At 60.6% G+C, this 22875-nt stretch carries 19 protein-coding genes; 3 read left to right on the forward strand and 16 right to left on the reverse strand.

Annotated elements, in window-relative coordinates; all coding sequences use genetic code 11:
• Positions 1-191 precede the first annotated feature (191 nt).
• Entirely contained in the window at positions 192-3623 is a 3432-nt protein-coding gene (locus M5J06_RS10570; protein WP_250224625.1) for a pyruvate carboxylase, read from the forward strand.
• 498 nt (positions 3624-4121) lie between these two features.
• On the opposite strand, the gene M5J06_RS10575 is transcribed toward M5J06_RS10570, so the two are convergent.
• The 3 genes from M5J06_RS10575 to M5J06_RS10585 form a co-directional block, all read right to left on the reverse strand.
• Positions 4122-4679: a GNAT family N-acetyltransferase gene (locus M5J06_RS10575; RefSeq protein ID WP_193629277.1), complete on the reverse strand. Its 558-nt coding sequence runs from the start codon at positions 4677-4679 to the stop codon at positions 4122-4124.
• Between the two features lie 252 nt (positions 4680-4931).
• Positions 4932-6704, reverse strand: a complete 1773-nt coding sequence (locus M5J06_RS10580) for an ATP-binding protein (RefSeq protein ID WP_070563904.1) — start codon at positions 6702-6704, stop codon at positions 4932-4934.
• A gap of 141 nt (positions 6705-6845) precedes the next feature.
• The gene (locus tag M5J06_RS10585; protein WP_250224626.1) at positions 6846-7706 is read right to left on the reverse strand and encodes a sulfurtransferase; all 861 of its coding nucleotides are present in this window, start codon (positions 7704-7706) and stop codon (positions 6846-6848) included.
• A gap of 289 nt (positions 7707-7995) precedes the next feature.
• Between M5J06_RS10585 and M5J06_RS10590 the strand changes: the two genes are divergently transcribed.
• Both M5J06_RS10590 and M5J06_RS10595 read left to right on the forward strand, forming a co-directional pair.
• Positions 7996-9054 (forward strand): Cj0069 family protein, encoded by a 1059-nt coding sequence (locus M5J06_RS10590; protein WP_250224627.1) that lies wholly within the window; start codon positions 7996-7998, stop codon positions 9052-9054.
• A gap of 196 nt (positions 9055-9250) precedes the next feature.
• Positions 9251-10402, forward strand: coding sequence for a DUF4282 domain-containing protein (locus M5J06_RS10595; protein ID WP_250224628.1), 1152 nt, complete (start codon positions 9251-9253; stop codon positions 10400-10402).
• 301 nt (positions 10403-10703) lie between these two features.
• Here M5J06_RS10595 and M5J06_RS10600 read toward each other — a convergent pair whose 3' ends face one another.
• The 13 genes from M5J06_RS10600 to M5J06_RS10660 all read right to left on the reverse strand — a co-directional run bounded on the left by M5J06_RS10600 (position 10704) and on the right by M5J06_RS10660 (position 22731).
• Complete coding sequence (locus M5J06_RS10600; RefSeq protein WP_154736321.1) at positions 10704-11120, reverse strand: DUF3151 domain-containing protein; 417 nt, start codon at positions 11118-11120, stop codon at positions 10704-10706.
• A gap of 130 nt (positions 11121-11250) precedes the next feature.
• Positions 11251-12576, reverse strand: coding sequence for an MFS transporter (locus tag M5J06_RS10605; protein WP_230310841.1), 1326 nt, complete (start codon positions 12574-12576; stop codon positions 11251-11253).
• A gap of 261 nt (positions 12577-12837) precedes the next feature.
• The gene (locus tag M5J06_RS10610) at positions 12838-13428 is read right to left on the reverse strand and encodes a Maf family protein (RefSeq protein ID WP_154736322.1); all 591 of its coding nucleotides are present in this window, start codon (positions 13426-13428) and stop codon (positions 12838-12840) included.
• 4 nt (positions 13429-13432) lie between these two features.
• Positions 13433-13627: an acyl-CoA carboxylase subunit epsilon gene (locus tag M5J06_RS10615; RefSeq protein WP_070528100.1), complete on the reverse strand. Its 195-nt coding sequence runs from the start codon at positions 13625-13627 to the stop codon at positions 13433-13435.
• Between the two features lie 10 nt (positions 13628-13637).
• A complete protein-coding gene (locus M5J06_RS10620; RefSeq protein WP_250224629.1) occupies positions 13638-14969 on the reverse strand; it encodes a carboxyl transferase domain-containing protein in 1332 nt (443 codons plus the stop codon).
• 60 nt (positions 14970-15029) lie between these two features.
• Positions 15030-16643, reverse strand: a complete 1614-nt coding sequence (locus M5J06_RS10625) for an acyl-CoA carboxylase subunit beta (protein WP_070685103.1) — start codon at positions 16641-16643, stop codon at positions 15030-15032.
• A 227-nt stretch (positions 16644-16870) separates the two neighbouring features.
• Positions 16871-17122 carry a hypothetical protein gene (locus M5J06_RS10630; RefSeq protein WP_070531063.1) on the reverse strand — a complete coding sequence of 84 codons (252 nt, stop codon included), beginning with the start codon at positions 17120-17122 and terminating at the stop codon, positions 16871-16873.
• 258 nt (positions 17123-17380) lie between these two features.
• A complete protein-coding gene (locus M5J06_RS10635; RefSeq protein WP_070531060.1) occupies positions 17381-17683 on the reverse strand; it encodes a hypothetical protein in 303 nt (100 codons plus the stop codon).
• Positions 17684-17694: 11 nt separating this feature from the next.
• Positions 17695-18984: an inorganic phosphate transporter gene (locus tag M5J06_RS10640; RefSeq protein ID WP_083303822.1), complete on the reverse strand. Its 1290-nt coding sequence runs from the start codon at positions 18982-18984 to the stop codon at positions 17695-17697.
• Between the two features lie 267 nt (positions 18985-19251).
• Positions 19252-20754, reverse strand: coding sequence for a maltose alpha-D-glucosyltransferase (gene treS / locus M5J06_RS10645; RefSeq protein ID WP_250224630.1), 1503 nt, complete (start codon positions 20752-20754; stop codon positions 19252-19254).
• Positions 20751-20936 (reverse strand): hypothetical protein, encoded by a 186-nt coding sequence (locus tag M5J06_RS10650; protein ID WP_070564885.1) that lies wholly within the window; start codon positions 20934-20936, stop codon positions 20751-20753. Before M5J06_RS10650 ends, treS begins: the two co-directional genes overlap by 4 nt.
• The gene (locus tag M5J06_RS10655) at positions 20936-21757 is read right to left on the reverse strand and encodes a carbohydrate ABC transporter permease (RefSeq protein WP_070531054.1); all 822 of its coding nucleotides are present in this window, start codon (positions 21755-21757) and stop codon (positions 20936-20938) included. The genes M5J06_RS10650 and M5J06_RS10655 overlap by 1 nt, the downstream gene beginning before the upstream one ends.
• Entirely contained in the window at positions 21754-22731 is a 978-nt protein-coding gene (locus tag M5J06_RS10660; RefSeq protein ID WP_250224631.1) for a carbohydrate ABC transporter permease, read from the reverse strand. Before M5J06_RS10660 ends, M5J06_RS10655 begins: the two co-directional genes overlap by 4 nt.
• Positions 22732-22875 lie beyond the last annotated feature (144 nt).

The following is a 22875-nucleotide window of genomic DNA, read 5'->3' on the forward strand; positions in this document are numbered from 1 at the left end:
GCAGCATTAGCTAACGGAGAACATAAAACCAGCGCACGAACCATTCTCTTCGTGCGCTGGTTTTAATTCTTTGTCCGAGTCCCCTGCAGCGCGTGAATTTCTGTTGTTTGGTATACCGATTTCCGCCCGCGTTGTCGCCTCGGACACTATCCTTAAGTTCGTATTGTGCTTATCTGAAAGGATCACTCCCAGTGTCTGATACCGCCCACAAGTCCTTCTCTAAGATCTTGGTGGCCAACCGCGGTGAGATTGCCGTGCGCGCCTTCCGCGCTGCCTTTGAGGTCGGCTCCAAGACCGTTGCAATTTATCCAAAGGAAGACCGCAACTCCTTCCACCGCGCCTTTGCCAATGAGGCAGTGCGCATTGGTAACGAGGGCCAGCCGGTCAAGGCTTACCTCGACATCGATGAGGTCATTCGCGCCGCCAAGAAGTCCGGCGCGGATGCCATTTACCCTGGTTACGGCTTCCTGTCGGAGCGTGCCGATTTGGCGCGTGCTTGCCGTGACAACGGCATTAAGTTCATCGGTCCCACCCCGGAGACCTTGGACCTGACCGGTGATAAGGCCGCCGCGGTAGCCGCTGCCCAGGAGGCGGGGCTGCCGACTCTGAAGGACTCGAAGCCTTCGACGGACGTCGACAAGCTGGCGGAATATGCCAAGGACTTTAACTTCCCCGTCTTCGTGAAGGCAGTGGCCGGCGGTGGCGGCCGCGGTATGCGCTTCATCGAGAACGAGGCGGAGCTGAAGACCAAGTGTGCTGAGGCCTCCCGCGAGGCTGAGGCAGCCTTCGGCGATGGCAACGTTTACCTCGAGACCGCGGTGATTCGCCCGCAGCACATCGAGGTGCAGATTCTGGCTGACTCCCACGGCAACGTCTTGCACCTGTTTGAGCGTGACTGCTCCGTGCAGCGCCGTCACCAGAAGGTCGTCGAGATCGCCCCGGCACCCACGCTGGACCCGGAGCTGCGTGACCGCATCTGTGCAGACGCCGTGAAATTCTGCGAGCACATCAACTACGAAGGTGCGGGCACCGTCGAGTTCCTCGTCGATGAGAAGGGCAACCACGTCTTCATCGAGATGAACCCCCGCGTGCAGGTGGAGCACACCGTGACCGAGGAGGTTACGGGCGTGGACATCGTGAAGTCCCAGATGCAGATTGCGGCGGGCTTCTCCCTCGAGGAGTTGGGCCTGAAGCAGGAGGATATCCACATCACCGGCGCGGCGCTCCAGTGCCGCATCACCACCGAGGATCCCTCCAACGGCTTCCGCCCGGATACCGGCACGCTGACCCAGTACCGCTCGCCGGGCGGCGCAGGCGTGCGTCTCGACGGCGCAACGGCCGTCGGCGCTGAGGTCTCCCCGAACTTCGACTCCCTGCTGGTGAAGATGACCTGCCGTGGAGTCAACTTTGAGCAGGCCGTGGCACGTGCACAGCGCGCGCTCAACGAGTTCACGGTGGCCGGCGTGGCCACCAACATCGGCTTCCTGCGCGCACTGCTGCGCGAGCCGGACTTCGTCAACACCCGCGTGGACACCAGCTTCATTCCGGAGCACCCGGACCTGCTCAAGGCCCCGCCGGCCGTGGATGAGTCTGGACGCATCATTGATTACATCGCTGATGTGACCGTCAACAAGCCGAACGGCGAGCGCCCGACCACCCTGCGCCCCTTCGACAAGCTGCCGGATCTGGACTTTAACTCTGAGCTGCCCCGCGGTTCCCGCGATGAACTGTTGGAGCTGGGCCCGAAGAAGTGGGCGGAGAAGATCCGCAAGCAGGACGCTCTGGCCGTCACTGATACCACCTTCCGTGACGCCCACCAGTCCCTGCTGGCTACCCGCGTGCGCGGTACCGCGCTGGTTACGGCTGCTGAGGCCGTCGCCCGCATGACCCCGGAGCTGTACTCGGTGGAGGCATGGGGCGGTGCGACCTACGACGTCGCCATGCGCTTCCTCAAGGAGGACCCGTGGGTGCGCCTGGATTTGCTGCGTGAGGCAATGCCGAACCAGAACATCCAGATGCTGCTGCGCGGCCGCAACACCGTGGGCTACTCTCCGTACTCCAACGATGTGTGCACCGGTTTCGTGCAGGAGGCTGCCAAGTCTGGTGTGGACGTCTTCCGCATCTTCGACGCGCTGAACGACGTCACCCAGATGCGCCCGGCAATCGACGCCGTCCTGGAGACCAACACCACCGTGGCTGAGGTCGCCATGGCCTACTCCGGCGACATGTGCTCCCCGGATGAGAAGCTCTACACGCTGGACTACTACCTCAAGCTGGCCGAGGAGATCGTGAACACCGGCGCTCACGTCCTGGCTATCAAGGACATGGCGGGCCTGCTGCGCCCGGAGTCCGCATCCAAGCTGGTTATGGCTCTGCGCAAGGAGTTCGACCTGCCGGTTCACGTGCACACGCACGACACCGCCGGTGGCCAGTTGGCTACCTACTACGCGGCAGCGCTTTCTGGTGCCGACATCGTCGACGGTGCTTCCGCACCGCTGGCGGGCACCACCTCCCAGCCTTCGCTGTCCGCCATCATCGCGGCATTCTCGAACTCCTCTCGTGATACCGGCATCTCCCTCAAGGCCGTCTCCGACCTTGAGCCGTACTGGGAGGCCGTCCGCCAGCTCTACCAGCCCTTCGAGAAGGGTATTCCCGGACCGACCGGCCGCGTCTACCGCCACGAGATTCCAGGTGGCCAGCTGTCCAACCTTCGCGCGCAGGCTACCGCTCTGGGCTTGGAGGATCGCTTCGAGATCATCGAGGACACCTACGCTGCGGTGAATGAGATGCTCGGCCGTCCGACCAAGGTGACTCCGTCCTCCAAGGTGGTCGGTGACCTCGCCCTGCACCTTGTGGGCGCTGGCGTAGACCCGGCTGACTTTGAGGCCGACCCGACCAAGTACGATATCCCGGATTCCGTCATCGCCTTCCTGCGCGGTGAGCTCGGTACGCCTCCGGGTGGCTGGCCGCCGCTGCGCGATAAGGTCCTGGAGGGCCGCGCGCCTGGCGACGTCACCGTCAAGCCCGTGCCGGAGGATGAGAAGAAGCACCTGGCTTCGGATGATTCCACCGAGCGCCGCGCTTCCCTCAACCGCCTGCTCTTCCCGAAGCAGTTCGAGGAGTTCAACGAGTTCCGCCGCACCTACGGCAACACCGAGGCGCTGACGGACACGGTCTTCTTCTACGGTCTGGAAGAAGGTAAGGACTACATTGTTCACCACTTCCCGGAGGGCTCCAACGACCGCGCGGACCTCAAGCCCATCACCTTGCGTCTTGACGCAATGGGTGAGCCGGACGAGAAGGGCATCCGCAACGTCGTGCTCAACGTCAACGGCCAGATCCGCCCGCTCAAGGTGCGCGACAACAACGTCGAGTCCACCGTCGCCACCGTGGAGAAGGCTGACCCGTCCAACGAGGGCCACGTGGCCGCACCGTTCGCTGGCGTGGTCAACCCGACCGCCAAGCCTGGCGACGAGGTCAAGGCCGGCGACCAAATCGCCGTCATCGAGGCCATGAAGATGGAAGCCTCCATTTCCGCCACCAAGGATGGCACCATTGAGCGCGTCGCCATTGGCGCCGCCACCAAGGTGGAGGGCGGCGACCTCATCGCCGTTATCAGCTAAAAGTCGACTTAGGTCATGGATGGGTGAGCAGCGTCATTCTTGGCGCTGCTCCCTGGCGGTTTTGGCGGTGGGGTGGGATTTTTCCGCACTGCATTGTCCTAAGTCAGGAGGGCGTCTCACAAAAGGCATCTGGCAGAAGGCATCTTTGGGTCTAAAAACGCCATCTGCACTGAGTAAAAGGCGTTTTTAGCCGTGAAAACGCCTTTTGACTGATGCCTTTTGCCAGGCGCCCTTTGTCAGATGCCTCCAGCATCTCGATGGAGGCATGCAGATGCTGTGCGTTGCGAGGGGTGCGAAGAAGGTAATCCGTTTCGCGAAGATACGTGCAGCGTTCTACGGAAACGGTCGTTGTCACCCGACTTGGGTCATGGGTGGGTGAGCAACGTCGCTCTTGGCGCTGTCGTCGGCGCGCCGCCGAAGGCGTCGAGTATAGTCGACACTTTTACAAGAAACCGAGGAAGTGTCGAGTATAGTCGACACCTTTTGTCGGTTTGCGTACTAGAAGCGCTTGAGCATCACGTGAGCATCCGGGCGGCCGGGCACGTCGATGTCGACGAAGCCTTCGGATTCATACAGCTTGCGGGCGCCGGTATTCTCTGGCTCAATCCACAGCGATACGGCGGGAGCCTGCTGCGCCTCGGCGAGGTCGCAGGTGTTGCGCAGGAGGCGTCGTCCAGCGCCGAGGCCCCTGTAGCGGGACTCCACAGCAATGAAGAGCTCGGGGATTTCCTCCGGATCTAGGTCGGTGGCCCACTGGGACTCATCAAAAGGATCGGCCTCGGGGTTGCCGGTGTAGGCGGCACCCTTCGCTTCAGTGGTGTAGTAGCGCAGCCACGCACCACCGACGGGAACGCGGTGGCTGGAGACTGCGATGACGCCGCCGTCGACGTGCGGGGACCATTCGTCGATGTACAATCCCACGTCAGGCGTGTGAAAATCCCCGATATGGGCGTCCTCGTCACCGAGGACATCGGCGAGGAAAAGGAGGCGGGAGAGGTAGGTACGGTCGTGCTCCTTGGCCAACCGTACGCCGAACTCAGAATCGTTAACGCTCATGCCTTTCGAGGCTACTTGATCTCTGAATCTAGCTACTCACTGAGTGGTTCGAGTGGAGTTGGTGGCGCTATCCTGATGCGCCACTGTTGCATCCCCTCAGAGCGACAAGTCAGCACCCCGGTAAGTTGTACTCAGCGAGTCAGTGACCCGGAGCAGAGCTCCACCGGGGTATCACGTACAAAGAGTATGTAACGTTGCTGACTGAAGCAAGGTTATTGCAGTGCTCCCTGGCCGTAAGGAAGCATCGGCAAATTACTTGATCTCCAGAATCGGCTCGCCCTTGTTGATCTGCGTGCCGGTGGACACCTTGAGGTCGGTCACGGTGCCGGACTTGTGGGCCTTGACGGGGTTTTCCATCTTCATGGCCTCGAGGACGACGACGACCTCACCCTCTTCTACTTCCTGGCCTTCTTCGACGGCGACCTTGATGACGCTGCCCTGCATCGGTGCGGTCACGGCGTCACCGGACACGTTGGCTGCTGCGCCTTTACCACGGCGCTTCTTCGACTTCTTGCGCTTGGTGCCGCCACCCAAGAGCAAGTTGCCCGGCAGGGCCACCTCGATGCGGCGGCCGCCAACCTCGACGACGAACTTCTGGGATGCTTCCTGGTCCTCATCCTCAGGTGCTTCGGCGGTGTCGGTGTATTCGGGCAGCTCGTTGACCCACTCTTCCTCGATCCACTTGGTGTAGACCGTGAAGTTGCCGTCCTCGGCGGTGAAGGCAGGATCGGTGAGGATTGCCTGGTGGAAGGGGATAACCGTGGGCAGGCCTTCGATGCGGTACTCGGACAGCGCGCGGCGTGCGCGCGCGAGGGCGGTCTCGCGGTCCGGGCCCCAGACGATGAGCTTGGCCAGCATGGAATCGAACTGGCCGCCGATGACGGAACCTTCGCGCACGCCGGAATCCATACGCACGCCCGGGCCGGAAGGCTCGGAGTAGGAGACGATGGTTCCAGGAGCCGGCATGAAGCCCGCAGCGGCGTCCTCGCCGTTGATGCGGAACTCGAAGGCGTGGCCGTGCGGGGTCGGATCCTCGGAGATGGAAAGCTCGCGGCCCTCGGCGATGCGGAACTGCTCGCGAACGAGGTCGTAGCCGGTGGTCTCTTCGGTAACGGGGTGCTCCACCTGGAGGCGCGTGTTGACCTCGAGGAAGGAGATGAGTCCATCCGCACCCACAAGGTACTCCACCGTACCGGCGCCGTAGTATCCGGCCTCGCGGCAGATGCGCTTTGCGGATTCATGGATGGAGGCGCGCTGCTCATCGGTGAGGAAGGGGGCAGGGGCCTCTTCGACGAGCTTCTGGAAGCGGCGCTGTAGGGAGCAGTCGCGGGTGCCCATGACGACGACGTTGCCGTGCTGGTCAGCCAGGACCTGCGCCTCGACGTGGCGGGCCTTATCCAGGTAGCGCTCGACGAAGCACTCGCCGCGGCCGAAGGCTGCGGTGGCCTCGCGGGTGGCGGACTCGTAGAGGTCCTTGATCTCCTCGCGGGTGTGAGCGACCTTCATGCCGCGGCCACCGCCGCCGAAGGCAGCCTTGATGGCAACGGGCAGGCCGTGCTCGTCGGCGAAGGCCTCGACCTCTTCGGCGCTGGCGACGGGATCCTTGGTACCCGGTGCCATGGGCGCGTCGGCACGCTCGGCGATGTGGCGGGCGGTGACCTTGTCACCCAAGTCCGCAATCGACTGCGGCGAGGGGCCGATCCAGATCAGGCCGGCGTCGATGACGGCCTGGGCAAAGTCGGCGTTCTCGGAGAGGAAGCCATAGCCGGGGTGGATGGCGTCGGCGCCGGATTTGGAGGCGGCGTCGAGAATCTTGCTGATATCGAGGTAGGACTCAGCGGAGTTTTGGCCGCCGAGTGCAAAGGCTTCGTCGGCAAGCGTGACGAATGGGGCGTCAGCATCGGGCTCGGCATAAACCGCTACGGATGCGATGCCGGCATCGCGAGCCGCACGGATGACGCGGACCGCAATCTCACCGCGGTTGGCCACGAGGACCTTGGTGATGTTCTTGGTTTCAACTGCCACGGCAGGAACCCTCCTCCAATTTTTCTGATAGGACTGCGTACTATTCTTGCACACCAAAACATGAGGATACCGTCACGTCTTGGTTTCGTGTCAAAAAATAAACCCGCACCGGTAAAGATGCGGGTTCATTTCGGCGTGTTGTTAGCGCTCAACCGGCATACGCACCATGTTGCCCCATTCGGCCCAGGAACCGTCGTAGACGCGCGGGTTATCGAAGCCAAGCAGGTATTTAAGGACAAACCACGTGTGGGCTGCCTGGGCGCCAACGTGGGAGTAAAGGATGGTCTCGGTCGCGGGCTCGAGCTCGCCGTAGTTGACCTTGAGCTCGCTGAGCGCGCGGAAGCAACCGTTGGGGTAGATCGCGCGATCCCATTCCAAGTTGATGGCCCCGGGGATATGGCCGTGTGTCAAGGTGGTGCCGTAGGCAGACTCGCCGGTTCCGTTCTTGAAGGCGGCTTCGCCGCAGAACTCGTCTGGGCTGCGGGTGTCGACAACGGTGGCGGTGGAGCCGCGCAGCTCGTCGACGAAGATGCGAGAGGATTCTTCGCGGGAAACCTCCGGGTAAGAGGATGCGGATGGTTCGGGGACCATGAAAGACGTATCGCGTTCCTCGGACATCCAGGCGTCCCGGCCACCGTCGAGAAGCCGCACGTCCTCGTGGCCGTACAGCTCAAAGATCCACAGGGCGAATGCGGCCCACCAGTTGGACTTGTCTCCGTACAGGATGACGGTGTCATCGCGCTCGATGCCCTTCGAGCGAAGGAGGGCTGTGAAGTCTTCGGCGCTGATGATGTCCCTTGTTGTGCTATCGAGCAATTCCGTCTGGACGTTGATACGGATAGCGGTGGGGATGTGGCCGATATCGTAGAGGAGTGAATCCTCATCGACCTCGATCACGTGGAGGCCGTTAATGCCCAGTCGCGCGGATAGCCACGGTGCGGACACGAGACGCTCGGGGTGCGCGTATTCCTGGAAAGGGGGATTCGGGTCGAATTCGGCCACGGTCCACCTGCCTTTCTCGTTAAGGGGGAACGTTCGCTTCAACTCTAGCGTGCTTGGCCAACTAGTGGTCACGGGGGAGAGCCTTTTGTGGTGTTGGATACATTTCTTGAGAGGGTGGTGCTGCTTCGCACTTACTGGTTATAACAAGTGTGCAGGTCAGGGGCTGAAAAGTGCGCTAAGCTCGCTTTTTAACCTTCTGTTGGGCCGATTCTGTAGGGGAGCGCGCGGGCCAAACCTGGGTTATTTTAAGTAGTGACACTCATCAACCCCCTAGCGAAAGGGAATTACTGTGCACAAGGCAATCGTCGTCTTCGAGGTTGAGGGCGGATCAGACAAGCAGATCAACGGACATCGTAAGGACACCATGCCAATCGTCGACTGCATCAAGAATGCAGGCTGGCATGCAGAGGTCGTGTTCTACCGCCCTGAGTGGTCCGAGAAGCTCTTCGAGTATGTATCCGAGAATTTTGATGCCTACATCTCCCGCGTGAACCCGGGCAACATCCCGGGCGGTGAAAAGGGCTACTTTGACCTGCTCTCCAAGCTGTCCGACGCTGGCCTGGTCGGCATGTCCACCCCGTACGAGATGATGGCCTACGGCGCCAAGGATGCCCTGGTCAAGCTCAACGACACCGACCTGGTCCCGTCCGATACCGCCGCCTACTACGACGTCGAGTCTTTCCACAACACCTTCCCGACCTCCCTGTCCTACGGCGAGCGCGTGCTTAAGCAGAACCGCGGATCCACCGGCTCCGGTATCTGGCGCGTGCGCCTTGCCGACGAGAAGCTGGCCGAGTCCGTCGAGCCGGGCACGGCTCTGCCGCTCGACACCAAGATCAAGTGCACCGAGGCTGTGGACAACCACACCGAGGAGCGCGAGCTGGGCGAGTTCATGGACTTCTGCGATCAGTACATCGTGGGTGACAACGGCATGCTCGTGGACATGCGCTTCATGCCGCGCATCGTCGAGGGCGAGATTCGTATTCTTCTCGTGGGCCCGGACCCGGTCTTCGTGGTGCACAAGAAGCCGGCCGAGGGCGGCGACGCCTTCTCCGCCACCCTGTTCTCCGGCGCCAAGTACACCTACCAAAAGCCGGAGGAGTGGCAGGAGCTCGTCGATATGTTCGCTGACGTTCGCCCGGTCATCGCAGAGAAGCTCGGCGGTGACAACATCCCGCTGATCTGGACCGCGGACTTCATGCTGGCTGACGGCGAAAACGGCGAAGACACCTACGTCCTTGGTGAGATCAACTGCTCCTGCGTGGGCTTCACCTCTGAGCTGGACATGGGCATCCAGGAGAAGGTGGCTGCTGAGGCCATCAAGCGCGTGGAGGCCAAGCACGCTTAAGCGATTTATTTCGCACTAATCCTGTTGAGTTTCCCCTGCCGTGGCGGGGAAACTGTCGTTTTCTGGGGTGTATTTGCCTAACTCGCGCTGCCGGTGAGCAAGATCTCAGGTACGTTCGGTGGGGTAAAAAATTTATGACAGTATCGTGCTGTAGCGCACTGCGAAAATCAATGATTCTCCGAAAGGTCTAAAAACTATGACGAACCCCAACCAGTTTGGTGAGAACGGCGACAAGAACGATAACAACGCTGGCGACTACAACGCTCACGGTTCCCACAGCGACAACGCTGGGAACAACAGCTTCGGTAGCTTTGGCGGCTACGGTAGCTCTCAGTCCGGCAGCGATAATTCTGCTTCTGGGTGGAACAGCCAGGGACAGAACTCCAACTTCGGCTGGGGCGGCCAGGCTGGCTACGGCGATTACTCCGAGAGCTCCGCTGAGACCTCCTCGTTCGGAAGTGCGTCTTCCCAGAATTCGCAGCCGGAGTCTGAAGGTGAGGCCAAGGACAGCACTCTTGGCTCCAGCTTTGCTGCGTCTGAGTCCGCCTCTGGTTCTGCCAACACGGAGTCAGCTGACCGCAAGTCTGAAAGCCATGACACCCGCGCTAACCATGCCTCTTTTGGCGCCTCTTACGCTTCCTACAACTCCGATAGCAGTGCTGGTGCCGAGCACTCCGCTGAGTCGACGAACTCGAATCAGGGCTACGGCAACCACGGTTACGGCAACAGCGGCTTTGGCGGCACTGCGCAGGCAGAATCCAACCAGAGCCAGGGTTTTGGGCAGCAGCCTGGTGATGGCTTCGGCGCCCAGGCTTCTCATTCCAACTCCACGTCCGGCTTTGGTAGCTACCAGCAGCAGAACCAGGGCTTCGGTGCGCAGGAGCAGCAAGGTTTCGGCTCCCAGGGCCAGCAGGGCTTCGGGGCACAGGAGCAGCAGGGATTCGGCCAGCAGAACTCGCCCTTTGCTGCCTCTCCGCAGAACAATCAGTACCCGCAGCAGGCCTCACAGAACGGCGGTTCTTCTAAGAGCACAGGCTTCTTCAAGGCGCTGTTTGACTTCTCCTTCAGCAGCTTTGTCACCCTGAAGTTCTCCTCCTTCATCTACATTCTGCTCGTCATTTTGGCAGGACTCTCCTGGGCAGGATTGATCCTCTTCTCTTTCGTGGCTTTTGCTGACAGCTTTGTCAGCGGAATCTTGGCGTTCCTGGGCGCTGTCATTTTTGGCGGAATCGCGTTCTTTTTCTATGTCATCCAGTTCCGCTTGATCTTGGAGTTCTTCGTGGCAAACATCCGCACCGCGCAGAACACCGGTGATCTTGTTGCTAAGGCAGACGGCGACAAGGCTTAATCGCATACCAATCCCTGCGCTGCTTTAGGGCAGGCAGACTAATCCCGCCGGCCTCATTATTTGAGGCCGGCGGGATTTTGTACGTAAAGCGCCGTGCCCGTCGGGGAGGTCCGCTAGCTGCCACGGATGGTTCCAGTCATATGGTTCGGGTCAGAAGGTTTATGTGCCCCCAAACAAACCTTCTTTGGGCACCTGGATGGTTCACCTGCCCCCAGCTAAACCTTTTGAGTAGAACCAGGTGACCAGAACCATGTGGCGGACCGGGGTAGGCGGGATAGCGCGCAACGGCGCTACTGGCTGCTTAGTCCAGCAGCGTGGCGACGGACTCGGGGTCGGCGTCGGAAAGCATCTGACGGATGCGGTCATACTCCGTGTCCTCACCGATGGCCTTCGCGGCATGGCCCAGTGCGGCAATCGCGCGCAGCACGCCCTGGTTAGGCTCATGGGAGAAGGGGACAGGGCCCCAGCCCTTCCATCCATTACCGCGCAGGCGGTCGAGGCTGCGGTGGTAGCCGGTGCGCGCATAGGCGTAGGCGGTGATGAAAGCGGTGGGCTCAGCGCCCTTGTGCTTGTCTAGTTCCTGCTCCGCCAGCAGTGCCCACAGCAGCGGGGAATCCGGGTGGGCGACAATTCCTGCGGTGAGATCGGAGGTGCTGTCAGCACCCGGATCGGCCGGCAGCTTGATGGGCGGGGGAGCGAGCATATCTTTCATTTCCATGCCGTCCCACTCTAGCCATGTGGCAGCGAGGTCACCAGAGGGGACGAGCTTGGGTACGACCACTCGAGGCTAAGGCTGAGCTCTGACTGGGGCTGCGAAGACTTTGAGCCGTTGGCATGGGGCATAAGGATTATTCGAGAATTGGGAGGGAAGTGAACTCGGATGCTTTAGGTAGCACGCGTAGGACTGAAGCTGCCACTATCAAACAAGAGATAACCGAGCACAGAACACATAGTGCCATGCTTGCTTGAAAACCAAATGCAGAAAGAAGAACGCCTGCGCTGGTGGAGGCGATAATTGGAAGTAGTCCCATCATCAGGCGCGCCCCTGCCGAGCACTTACCTATTTTCTCAGGAGGCGCAGATAGCGCAAGTAGGCCACCAGAGTATGAGTTACATGCGATCGAGGGAATGACGATGAAAAATGCTGCGACCGCAATCAGTGGCCAATAATGGGAGAAGGCGAAAAGAAATATGTACCACATTAATTCCCAGAGCATGGTTGCTCGTATTATGTTTCTTCCGGGTAATCGCTTGATGAGGTGGTCCTGAAAGAATCCTCCAACAATCATGCCTAGGGTGAACATGGTGGAAGTTAAGCCGATTATCCAGCCATCAACTTTAAGATAGGCCAACCATAGGTCTATGGACGCGATCAGGAAAAAATTGGCAAAATTCGAGCATAAATCGATGCTGAAAATTGCCCGGAGCACCGGATATTTCCAAATCCATGCCAAAGAATATTTTGCATCGGACCAGAACTCTGTAAATGAATACTTCTGGTCACTGATTGTTTCTCCTAGGTTCGCATTGATGCTCCTTGAAGCATATACGGGACCAAGCCCTGACAGGGCTTGCGTAATAAAAGGAATAACCGGGGCGAGTCCGTAAAGGAGGCCTCCCAAGGGTAATCCGACCATCCAGATAATGTTGTCTCGAGTTTGGTTACGGCCCTGTGCTTGGACAAGTAGATTCTCTGGGATGATGAATCTCAGAATGGCATTGGTTAACCCTCCGAAGGTGCCTGTAATCATCCCAGCAAAAATGCTGAAGAAGAATAAGGAGATGAAGGTGAATTTACCCAGGCAGAGGAGGAGGGAAAAGGAAGACCAGATAGCAATCTGGCTTAGGCCGTAAAGGAAAAGCAGATTCTTCTTGTCGAATCGATCGATGATCATGCCGGCGGGGATGGTCATGATCATGGAGCCAGCTGAGCTTGCTGCTCCGATGAGACCTGCTTGGCTTAAGCTTCCAGTGAGGTGGAAGCTTGCAAGTAAAACGGGGATGGCGATGAGGGATGACCCCAAAGCGCTTGTTGTGTCAGCGAAGAACCACCGTAAGTAATCGGGGTGACTCTTGCGTACAGTAGTCCAAAAATTTCCATCAGAAGTATTGTGATCCTGCATCGCTTCTCTCAATTTTTGACAACCGCGACTGGGAACTGATGCGCGCAGCATGAGCCCAGTGTCGGATTTTCGAGGTGGGTAATTCTCTCGGCGGCGATATATTGACCCGTCGAAAGTAGCGGTGTGTCAAATAGAAACTACTGATGCAGCAATGAGGACATGGTGTGCTCCAAGTTCCTTACTTAAGCTCTGTGTGAATTCCTGAAGCGATTAAAATCCGAAGATTGCGGGATCTGATACCGCCTTCTCTCGCATGCAGTGAAATGTGAGTCACATAATATCGGTGATTAAAAACCCAGTCAATAGGTTTGATTAAGCCCAGAAGTCGGAAACGTTGAGTCCAAAGGAATACAGAGCGCGGCGCAGCACCGGCAGGGAGAGCCCGATGACGGAAGAGGGATCGCCCTCAATGCGGTCGATGAACCAGCCGCCGAGGGCCTCCAGAGTAAAGGCGCCGGCGCATTCCAGCGGCTCGCCCGTGCGGGCATAGGCCTCGATATCGGCGGCAGTAGCTTCCGCAAAGTGCACCGTCGTGCGCGAGGCCTCCACGAAGCGCTCGTCGCCGCGCAGTATGCAGTGGCCGGTGATGAGCTCCGCGGCGCGACCGGCCTGCGCGTGCCAGCGCTCTACGGTGGCCTCGGGGGTATGGGGTTTGCCTTGGAGGGAACCGTCGAGAAGCAGCATGGAATCCCCGCCCACCACGACGTCCTCGGGATAGTCCGGGGCGATGGCTTCCGCCTTGGCCGTAGCGAGGGCGCAGACGATCTCGGCGGGCTCAGCACCCGCCAGGCGCTCCTCGATGGCCCGCTCATCCACGTGGGCCGGGGCGATGACGGGTTCCACGCCCGCACCCCGCAGGATGGACAGGCGGGACGGGGACTGAGAAGCCAGAACCAGGCGCATGTGCTTAGTAGTAGCGGACGTTGCGGAAGGCGGACGGGTTAAACACGTCACCCGGCTGGCCCCACAGGTCGCGCTCGGAGCGGGTATCGGCGGCCTTGGCGCGCGCTTCAGAGTCGAGCTGGCTGAGCACCGTGGTCAGGGCCGCCACCTCAGCGTCGGTGGGGTTGCCGTTGAGAACGGTAAACAGGGAAGCGGTCATAGGGAAACCTCTACAAAACGATATTGCCGTGTTTCTTCGGCAGGGTCGGAATAATCTTGCGATCCAGCAGGCGCAGGCCCTCAATGAGAGAGCCGCGTGTGGCTGCCGGGGTGATAACGGAATCGACGAGCCCACGCTCAGCGGCTTGGTACGGGGTGAGGTAGGCGGCGGCCTCGTCCTCGCTCAGCTCCAGCTCAGCGGCCAGTTCAGGGGCATCGGCCACGGCGATCTCGGCCGTCGGCCACGCATAGGACAGGTCCGCGCCGAGCTCCTTGGAACCGAAAGCGATGTAGCCGGTGCCGTGCGCGCGGCGCACGATCACGCTGATCTTGCCCACGCTCGCCGCAGCATAAGCATGCACGAGCTTGGCCAGTGCTGCCTTCTCCACATCCAGTGCCGGGGAGTCGACGAACTCGACGATGGGGGTGTTGAAGGCATCACACAGGCGGATGAAACGCGCGGCCTTGGCGGCTGCTTCCGCATCGAGGGAGTCGCGGTTGGCGATGATGCCCACCGTGCGTCCCTCCACGCGGCCGAAGCCGGTGAAGACACCGCGCACCCGGGCGCCGAGCTCGAAAACATCCTCACAGGTAGCGGTGACTACGTCGGCGAGATCCACGGTGCCGTCATCGCCGACGAGGGTATCGAGCGCGTGGTCGGCCTCGCTGATGTTGTCTTCCACCGATCCCGCAACGATGGTGGCCTCGGTGCGGGGAGCTGCGGCACGGTTATTGGAGGGCAGATAGGAGAGCACGCGCTTGGCGACGCTCACCTCGTGCTCCCCGTCCGCCTGCACGTCGCCGTCGGGAGCGATGACCACATCGGACAACGCGGCCACGAGCGAGGCCTCCTTGGACTCCGCGTAAACCGCCGTGATCTGCGGGATGAGGCCGGAGGCGGTGGTGGCGCGGGCGAGGATGCGGGCCTGCATGGCGGAGGAGACGATGCCCTCCTGGGCGCGGGGCTTATCGCTGGCAACGAGCGCGACGATGGGCACGCCGGTCTTAATGGCCAGGTCGTAGAGCTTGGTGACCTTTTCGCCATAGACCTCGCCCATGGTGCCGTCGAACAATGAGGCGTCCTGCGCATAGGCGCAGACCTTGCGGCCATCCACGGTGCCGAAGCCGGTGACGACACCATCGGTGTAGGGGCGGATGTGCTCGCGGCCGAACTCGGTGGAGCGGTGGCGAGCAAGGGCGTCGGTCTCCACGAAGGAGCCGGCGTCAAAGAGCGCCTCGATGGCGCTGCGGGCTGCCGGGACTTCTCCCTGCGGCGCCCGGGACTCGGTGAGCTTGGCGCTCAGGTCCTCGATCTTGCCAGCGGTCGTCTTCAAGTCAGTCATGGAACACTAGTGTAATACAGTGCTTCTGCTGCACTAATCTGTGCTCGATCCGAGCACGGCCTAGAGCGGGATGTTTCCGTGCTTGCGCGATGGGCGCGCGACATTCTTGTCTGTGAAGAAGCGCAGGTTTTTAGCGATTGCACTGCGGGTTTCGGAGGGGAGAATGACGGCGTCGATAAGCCCGCGCTCTGCTGCCTTATACGGGTTGAGCATGTGATCTTCGTATTCGCGCTCGAAGGATTTGGTCAGTTCCGTCACGTCGAGGCCCTTCTCATGGGCGGCCTTAATCTCCTTGCGATAGATAAAACCGACGGCACCTGCTGCACCCATGACCGCGATCTGGGCGGTGGGCCATGCCAGGTTGATGTCCGCGCCCAGCCCCTTGGAGCCCATCACGCAATAGGCGCCGCCGTAAGCCTTGCGCAGGGTGACGGTGATCTTGGGAACGGTGGCTTCGGCATAGGCGTAGAGCAGCTTAGCGCCGCGGCGCAGGATGCCGTCGTGCTCTTGGTCGGCGCCGGGGAGGAAGCCGGGGACGTCGACAAGCATGATGATAGGGATGTTGAAGGCATCGCAGGTGCGCACGAAGCGGGCGGCCTTCTCGGAAGAATCGATGTCGAGGCAGCCGGCAAAGACCTGGGGCTGGTTGGCAACGAAACCAACAGTGCGGCCTTCGATGCGTCCGAAGGCGGTGACCACGTTATCGGCGCGGTCGGCCTGAATCTCTAGGAAGTCACCGTCATCGGTGAGGGCCTCAATGACCTCCTTGACGTCATAGGGTTGGTTCGGGGAATCCGGGATGATCTCATCCAGCATGAGGTCGTCGGCGGTTTCTTCGCCCAGGTCTTCGTAGGGCTCAACCGGGGTCAGCTGGCGGTTATTGGAGGGAAGGTAGGTCAGCAAATCGTGAACCCAATCCAGGGCTTCTTCGTCGCTGGCGGCGGTGTAGTGCGAGGTTCCCGCCTTGTGCATGTGGACGCCCGCGCCGCCGAGTTCTTCTTGGCTGACTTCTTCGCCGGTGACGGTCTTGATGACGTCTGGTCCGGTGACGAACATCTTGGACTTCTTGTCCACCATCACCACGAAATCAGTCAGGGCAGGGGAGTAGGCGTTGCCGCCGGCGCACGCGCCCATGATGACGGAGATCTGCGGGACGACGCCGGAGGCCTTGACGTTCTGGTAAAAGGTCTTAGCAATCCAATCCAGGGACACGGCGCCGTCCTGGATGCGGGCGCCAGCACCCTCGTATAGGCCGATGAGCGGGCGGCCGGTGGTGATGGAAAGCTCCATGATCTTGATCATCTTCTCGCCGTAGACCTCACCGAGTGCGCCACCAAAGACGGTTCCGTCCTGGGAGAAAATGCAAACCTCGCGGCCGTCGATGGTGCCCCAGCCGGTGACGATGCCATCGGTCAGCGGGCGCTTCTTGCCCATGCCGAAGTCCGTGGTGCGGTGCACGGCGAGCATATCGGTCTCGACGAAGGAGCCCTCGTCGAGGAGATAGTCCAAGCGCTCACGTGCGGTGAGGCGGCCTTGGGCGTGGACCTTTTCGTGGGCTTTCTCTCCCATGGGCTGCGCCGCTGCTTCGCGACGCCTCTTCAGTTCAGCGATCTTGCCTGCGGTGGTGTCGGCGCTCAGGGAGTCAAGCTCCGACAAATGTGAGGAAATAGTCATGTTTGGCAGTGTAGAGAAGTTTTGTATAGGAATGTATAGCAGCGCACGGGTGATTCCGCTCACAATTTACGTTCGGGCAGGTGAGGGGCGGTGAAAAAGATGAGGGAATCCTCGGAAACGGCGTGTTGGGTGCATGGCTGACAGTGTAGTGGGCGCGAAATGTACCGTTTGAAGGGTGGCCGCATGAGAAAACCCCGCCCGGTGGGGGCGGGGTTTGGTGAAGGATTTTATGCAAGCCATCCGAAGCTGTCGAGGAATAGCTCTACCTCGGCAAGGTCGCCTTCCCGGGGGAAGTCGCCCGTGAGGGCGGCGAAGCTTTCCTCGATGTCGGTATGGGTTGCCGGAATGAGATCGTGCTTGACAAGATCTTCTGCCACCTGCGCTGCGATGGGCGCAGCGGTAATGGTGTCAAGACCGGTACCGGTGGCGGTCTTGAATGTGTTAGTAATGGCGGAAATAAAGCCGGAAATGGTATTCATTCGTGCTCGCCCCTTTTTGTCTCTCGTAGTAAAGGTACGGGGTACCGTACCGTTGGTATTCACCAACTATATCGTGTAAACGTCCAAAACGCTACATAGATTTCAAGTTAAGTTAACTTGTTGTTTACCTTGGCTGATGTGTGACCAGGGGCACACATGTGCTTCCTGCGGCGGAGGAAAATGAATAAGGGCAAAAAGGACAGCCCCGCCGTGTAGGGCGACGGGGCTGTTGGTGTTGTCGGTGGGAGGGGGGAAGGCTTAGTGCCCGCTAGCGATTCCGGCAAATGGCTCCCAGCCGAAGTAGTGGGCGATGGAGTCCTTTGCAATCCATGTGATAGCGACAAGGATGAGGAGGGCGAGAACGGCGTATACCGTCCAGCCAAGCATCTTCATCTGGGGTGAAGCTTCGGTGTCATCAACGACAACGCCTTCGGCGTTGCGGATGGGGTCGCCCGTCATGCAGCGCATGCCCAAAGCGAAGAGGAGTGGGATGCCGGCGCCGAAGGCGAGCGCGAGTGCGGCCACGCGAATGAGGGCGGTGACGATTTCCATTGCGGTCATGATTGGAATCCTTAGTTGTCCTTGTGAGCGGTGTGGGACTTGACCACATCATTGACGGCGTTTGCGGCGCCAGGGGCGTTGCCGGTCGAAACGCCGGCGGCGACCTTTTCGCGGTGAGACATCGAGGAGTCGACGGACTCGGAGTCCTCGTCCCAGTCGTCGTTGACGTTATTAGCGTCAACCGGGTTGCGGCGAGCGCGCAGGAGGATGAGGGCGACCATTCCCAGCAGGATGATTAGGTCAACGATGGCACCCACCATGGTGTTGGTGGCTGCGCCCACGCCGTTGGCAATCCACCACGTAACGAAGCCGACGAAGGCGGCGCACGGAAGGGTGATGAGCCACGCGGCCACCATGCGCATGGCGACGCCCCAGCGAACCTTCGCGCCCTTGCGGCCCAGGCCGGTACCCAGGATGGAACCGGTGGACACGTGGGTGGTGGACAGTGCCATACCGCCGGTGGCGGAGGTCAGGATGATGGCGGCGGAGGTGGCCTCAGCGGCCATGCCCTGCGGGGATTCAATCTCCACGAGCCCCTTGCCCAGGGTGCGGATGACGCGCCAGCCGCCCGACATGGTGCCGGCGGCAATCGCGACGGCACAGGCCACGATGACCCAGGTTGGGATGCGGGAATCGGAGTTGGCCTCGCCAGCGGCAACGAGGGCAAGGAAGATAACGCCCATCGTCTTCTGTGCGTCACCGGTGCCGTGGGCCAGGGATACGAGGCAGGCGGTTACGATCTGGCCGTGGCGGAAGTGCTCGTTTTTGACCTTGCTCGGGATGGTGTTGGTCACCCAGTACACCAGGGCGGTACCGCAGGCGGAAACCAGAGCGGCGATGAGCGGGGAGGCAATAGCCGGGATGATGATCTTGCCGGCGATGGAGGACCATGCCACGCCGCCGGTGCCCAGGGCTGCGAAGGCAGCGCCGATGAGGCCACCAAAGAGGGCGTGGGAGGATGAAGACGGCATGCCAAGGAGCCAGGTAAATAGGTTCCAGGTGATGCCGCCGATGAGGCCGGTGAAGACGACCATGAGCAAAGCGTCGCCGTCGGCGGGGACGGAGACATCGTACTGGTCAAGGTTGACGATTCCCTTGGCCACGGTGGCGGCCACGTTGACGGAGAGGAATGCGCCGATGAGGTTGAGGAGGGCGGAAATGGCGACCGCGGTGAACGGCTTCAGTGCGCCGGTAGCAATTGACGTTGCCATAGCGTTGGCTGTGTCGTGGAAACCGTTAGTGAAGTCGAAGGCCAGTGCCGTGATGACCACGATGGCCAAGATGATAAGAGTCGCTGACACGAGCGTGATCCCTTTCAGGACTAGGGCAATAATCTACAAAGAGGGGTCAGCGTGTCGGGGCCAAAGGGGTGGCGCGACGACTGCGAGCTAACCGCGGTTGACGATAGTCCCGAAAGGTAATGGTGCCAATTGTGCGCTAAAGGCCGGTGACCTCGGCAAATAGGCATTATGTATCTTTAATTGGTCATAAAACGCTAAAAAACCTCAAAAATTACAGCACAATACATCGACTGTTCATGTTCTGTTTACCGTTTCGCTAAAAGGCCGCTAAGCCTCCACCGGAAGCCAGGCATAACCGAAGGGTCCCAGTTCGACTGGTCCTAAGTCCACGGCTTTTTCGGTGAAGTTGTGCAAGCACAATAATTCACCGCGCTGGAATCCCAGAACGCCCGCGTGGCCGGTCTCCACCGCCTCGAAAGGCGCGGTGCCGAGTTCCGGATGCGCCTTGCGTTGCTGGATGAGGCTGCGAACGCGGTGGAGGATCGAGGAGTCGTCGGCAAGCTGCTCTTCCACCGAAATACCAATCCCGCCAACGATGGGGCGGCGCGTCTGAGCGGATGTACTGAAACCTGCGCCCTCGCCCGGCTCCCACTGCATAGGGGTGCGGACAGCATCGCGGTCGGGCAGCTCGGGGGCGTCGTTCAAGCCAATCTCATCGCCGTAATACAAGAAAGGCGCGCCCGGCAGCGTCATGAGGAGGGAATAGAAGAGCTCAATCTTGCGGTAGTCGTTGCCCAACAGCGGGGCGAGCCGCCGCGCGATACCCACGTGAGCGCGCATCTGATCATCCGGCAGAAAGTGCTCGTACATGATGGCGCGCTGGTCTTCGCCAACCATCTCGAGCGTCAGCTCGTCGTGATTGCGCAGGAAGGTGCCCCACTGGCAGCCCTGGGGCAGCTCCGGAAGCTTCGCCATGATCTCGTAGACCGGTGTGGCGTCACCCAGGGCGAGGGCCTGGTAGAGCCGCGGCATGACGGGGAAGTTGAACACCATGTGGAAGCGATTGCCCGTGCCGTAGAACTCCATGGTGTCTTGCGGCGGCTGGTTGGCCTCCGCGATCATGATGGCCTCAGGGTAGTTTTCGTCGATGAAGGCGCGGACCTTCTCCACAAACTCGACTGTTTCCGGCAGGGACTCGCCGCCCAGCCCATCGCGCTCGTAGAGGTATGCAATGGCATCGAGGCGGAAGCCGTCCACGCCCTTATCCAGCCAGAAGGAGAGGATCTTGAACACTTCCTCGTGGACCTTCGGGTTGTCATAGTTCAAGTCCGGCTGGTGCGAGTAGAAGCGGTGGAAGTAGTACTGCTTGCGCTCCGGATCCCACGCCCAATTCGAGGTTTCCGTATCGGTGAAGATGATGCGGATCTCTGGGTAGCGCAGGGGATCATCGCCCCACACGTAGTAGTCGCCGTACGGCCCTTCCGGATCGGTGCGCGAGGCCTGGAACCATGGGTGATCAGTGGAGGTGTGGTTGAAAGCCAGGTCCGTCATCAGCCGCATGCCGCGCGCGTGGAGCTCGGTGACGAGCTCCTCGAAGTCCTCCATCGTGCCGTAATCAGGGTGGATGGAGTAGTAATCGGCAATGTCATAGCCATCATCGCGCAGCGGGGAGGCATAAAACGGGGAGAGCCAGAGGCAGTCCACGCCGAGCCACTTGAGGTAATCCAACTTCTCAATAACGCCGCGCAGCGTGCCGACGCCTTCGCCGCGGGTGTCCTTGTACGAGCCCACGAGGGCCTGGTAGAAAATGGCGTTATCGTGCCAGGTCATCGGAGATCCTTCCGTTTAGCCCGCCACAGCAGAAACTCCGCCAGGCACAGCGCGCCCGCGAGGAGCCCCGGCCAGATAGCGGGGGAGGGGTGAAAAAGATTGAGGACTGCCTGCACCAGCGCCAGGAACGCAAAGAAACCAACGAATCCCAGCGCGGTGTCCCACAGCAGAGCGCGGCGCATTAGGCCTTAACACCGCCGGCGGTGAGGCCGGCAACGATGCGGTGCTGGAAGATGAGCACCATGATGATCAGCGGAATCGTCACCAGCGCGCCCGCGGCCATGGTGGCGGCGTAGGGGTACTCGAAGGCCGAGGGGCCCGAGAAGCGCGCGATGGCCACGGTCACCGGCTCAGTAGCGGTGGTGGATAGCTGCTTGGCCAACATGAATTCGTTCCACGTCGTGATGAAGGCGATGATAGCCGTGGTAAACAGCGCCGGCGCGGCCAAGGGCAGGAGCACGAGGCGGAAGGCCTGGCCGCGGGAAGCACCGTCCACGCGGGCGGCCTCCTCCAACTCCCAGGGAAGCTGGCGGAAGAAGCTCAGCAGCGTATAGACCGTCAGCGGTAGCGCGAAGGAGATGTTCGGGATGATCATCGCGCGGTAGGTGCCGATCCATTCGAGGTTGCCAAAGAGCTGGAACAGCGGGGTCACCAACGCGATGGCCGGGAACATCGAGGCAGCCAGAATGATGCCGGTGACAATACCTTTGCCCGGGAAGTCGTAGCGTGCCAAGGCATAGGCGGTAAACACACCGATAAGGACCGCCACCGCGGTCGTGACCAAGGAAATGATCAAAGAGTTCCCCAGCGCATTGAGGAAGTCATTGCCCTTGTCCGTGGCTAGCGCGTCCCGGAAGTTATCCAGGGTTACGTGCGTGGGCCACGGGGTGGTGTCGAAAGTATGGGACTTGTGCCGCAGGGCGGTGACGACCATCCAGTAGAAGGGAGCGAGCCCCCAGAACATGATGAAGAGGATGCCAAGGTAGTGTCCGATCTTTTTCATGACTTCTTCTCCTTCTTCTGGCGAGCAGTACCGGACACATCAGCGCCGAGGAAACGCACGAGGATGAACGCGACGGTGAAGATGAGCAGGAAGATGAGGGTGGATAGCGCGGAGGCAGAGTTGAAGTGGCCCTGGCGCATGTCCTCCACCACCAACTGGGAAATGGTGGCCGTCGGGGAGTTGGAGGAAGCGGAGATCATGATGACCGGCAGGTCGTACATGCGCAGCGCGTCCAGCGTGCGGAAGAGGATGGCCACCATGAGCGCTGGGCGTACCAGCGGCAGGGTAATGGTGAAGAAGGTTTGGATGCGCGAGGCGCCGTCCACGCGGGCCGCGTCATAGACATCGCGCGGGATCATCTGCAGGCCGGCCAGGATGAGCAGCGCCATGAACGGGGCGGTCTTCCACACATCGGCGATGACGACCGCGAGGCGGGCATAAAACGGGTCCGTGGTCCACGCGATGTTCGAGCCGATGAGCGCGTTGATGATGCCGTCCGGCGCGAACATGAACTGCCACAGCTTCGCAGTCACCGCGGTGGGAATGGCCCAAGGCACCAGCACAGCCGCGCGCACGAGGCCGCGCCCGCGGTATTCGCCGTTCATCACCAGCGCCATGAACATGCCCAAGATCGTCTCCAGTGCCACCGTGACCACGGTGAAGAAGAGTGTGATCTTGAGCGCTGGCCAGAAATCGGTGGCGATGACGCCGTCTGGGCATGTGGTGGCTTGGCCGGTGGCAGACATGCATTTATTGGTGAGCCAGTACAGGTAGTTTTCGAGGCCTGCGAATGAGCCTTCCTCGAATACACCCGTGGTCGGGTTAAGCCGCTTGTTGCCCTGGAAGGACAACATCACAGCGCGCACGATGGGATAGCCGATGACCACGGCCAGCGCTATCAGCGCCGGTGCGATGAGCGCAGCGACGCGCAGATACTGTCTGCGGGGCTGCGCGGTAGCCGGTGCTCCAGCCATGCGGTGCCTGCCTTTCTGATTAATAGGGGGGAGGGGTTTATCGGGGGTTGGGGAAAATCATAGCGGGTGGCTGAGACATCCTCTGTGCACGAGCACCCAGATCAAAGCCAGATCAAAGAAAGAGGCGCGGGCAAGTCTCGTGGA

The sequence above is a fragment of the Corynebacterium intestinale genome (genome assembly GCF_023574125.1).
GTDB classification, from domain to species: domain Bacteria; phylum Actinomycetota; class Actinomycetes; order Mycobacteriales; family Mycobacteriaceae; genus Corynebacterium; species Corynebacterium hesseae.

Excerpts from the sequence above, each read along its gene's own strand:
- M5J06_RS10635 (WP_070531060.1), bottom strand. The coding sequence starts at position 17,683 with ATGACCGCAATGGAAATCGTCACCGCCCTCATTCGCGTGGCCGCACTC.
- M5J06_RS10615 (WP_070528100.1), bottom strand. The coding sequence starts at position 13,627 with ATGACCGCTTCCCTGTTTACCGTTCTCAACGGCAACCCCACCGACGCT.
- M5J06_RS10620 (WP_250224629.1), bottom strand. The coding sequence starts at position 14,969 with ATGACTGACTTGAAGACGACCGCTGGCAAGATCGAGGACCTGAGCGCC.
- M5J06_RS10605 (WP_230310841.1), bottom strand. The coding sequence starts at position 12,576 with ATGCTGCGCGCATCAGTTCCCAGTCGCGGTTGTCAAAAATTGAGAGAA.
- M5J06_RS10655 (WP_070531054.1), bottom strand. The coding sequence starts at position 21,757 with ATGAAAAAGATCGGACACTACCTTGGCATCCTCTTCATCATGTTCTGG.
- treS (WP_250224630.1), bottom strand. The coding sequence starts at position 20,754 with ATGACCTGGCACGATAACGCCATTTTCTACCAGGCCCTCGTGGGCTCG.
- M5J06_RS10610 (WP_154736322.1), bottom strand. The coding sequence starts at position 13,428 with ATGCGCCTGGTTCTGGCTTCTCAGTCCCCGTCCCGCCTGTCCATCCTG.
- M5J06_RS10595 (WP_250224628.1), top strand. The coding sequence starts at position 9,251 with ATGACGAACCCCAACCAGTTTGGTGAGAACGGCGACAAGAACGATAAC.
- M5J06_RS10660 (WP_250224631.1), bottom strand. The coding sequence starts at position 22,731 with ATGGCTGGAGCACCGGCTACCGCGCAGCCCCGCAGACAGTATCTGCGC.
- M5J06_RS10650 (WP_070564885.1), bottom strand. The coding sequence starts at position 20,936 with ATGCGCCGCGCTCTGCTGTGGGACACCGCGCTGGGATTCGTTGGTTTC.
- M5J06_RS10625 (WP_070685103.1), bottom strand. The coding sequence starts at position 16,643 with ATGACTATTTCCTCACATTTGTCGGAGCTTGACTCCCTGAGCGCCGAC.
- M5J06_RS10630 (WP_070531063.1), bottom strand. The coding sequence starts at position 17,122 with ATGAATACCATTTCCGGCTTTATTTCCGCCATTACTAACACATTCAAG.
- M5J06_RS10600 (WP_154736321.1), bottom strand. The coding sequence starts at position 11,120 with ATGGAAATGAAAGATATGCTCGCTCCCCCGCCCATCAAGCTGCCGGCC.
- M5J06_RS10575 (WP_193629277.1), bottom strand. The coding sequence starts at position 4,679 with ATGAGCGTTAACGATTCTGAGTTCGGCGTACGGTTGGCCAAGGAGCAC.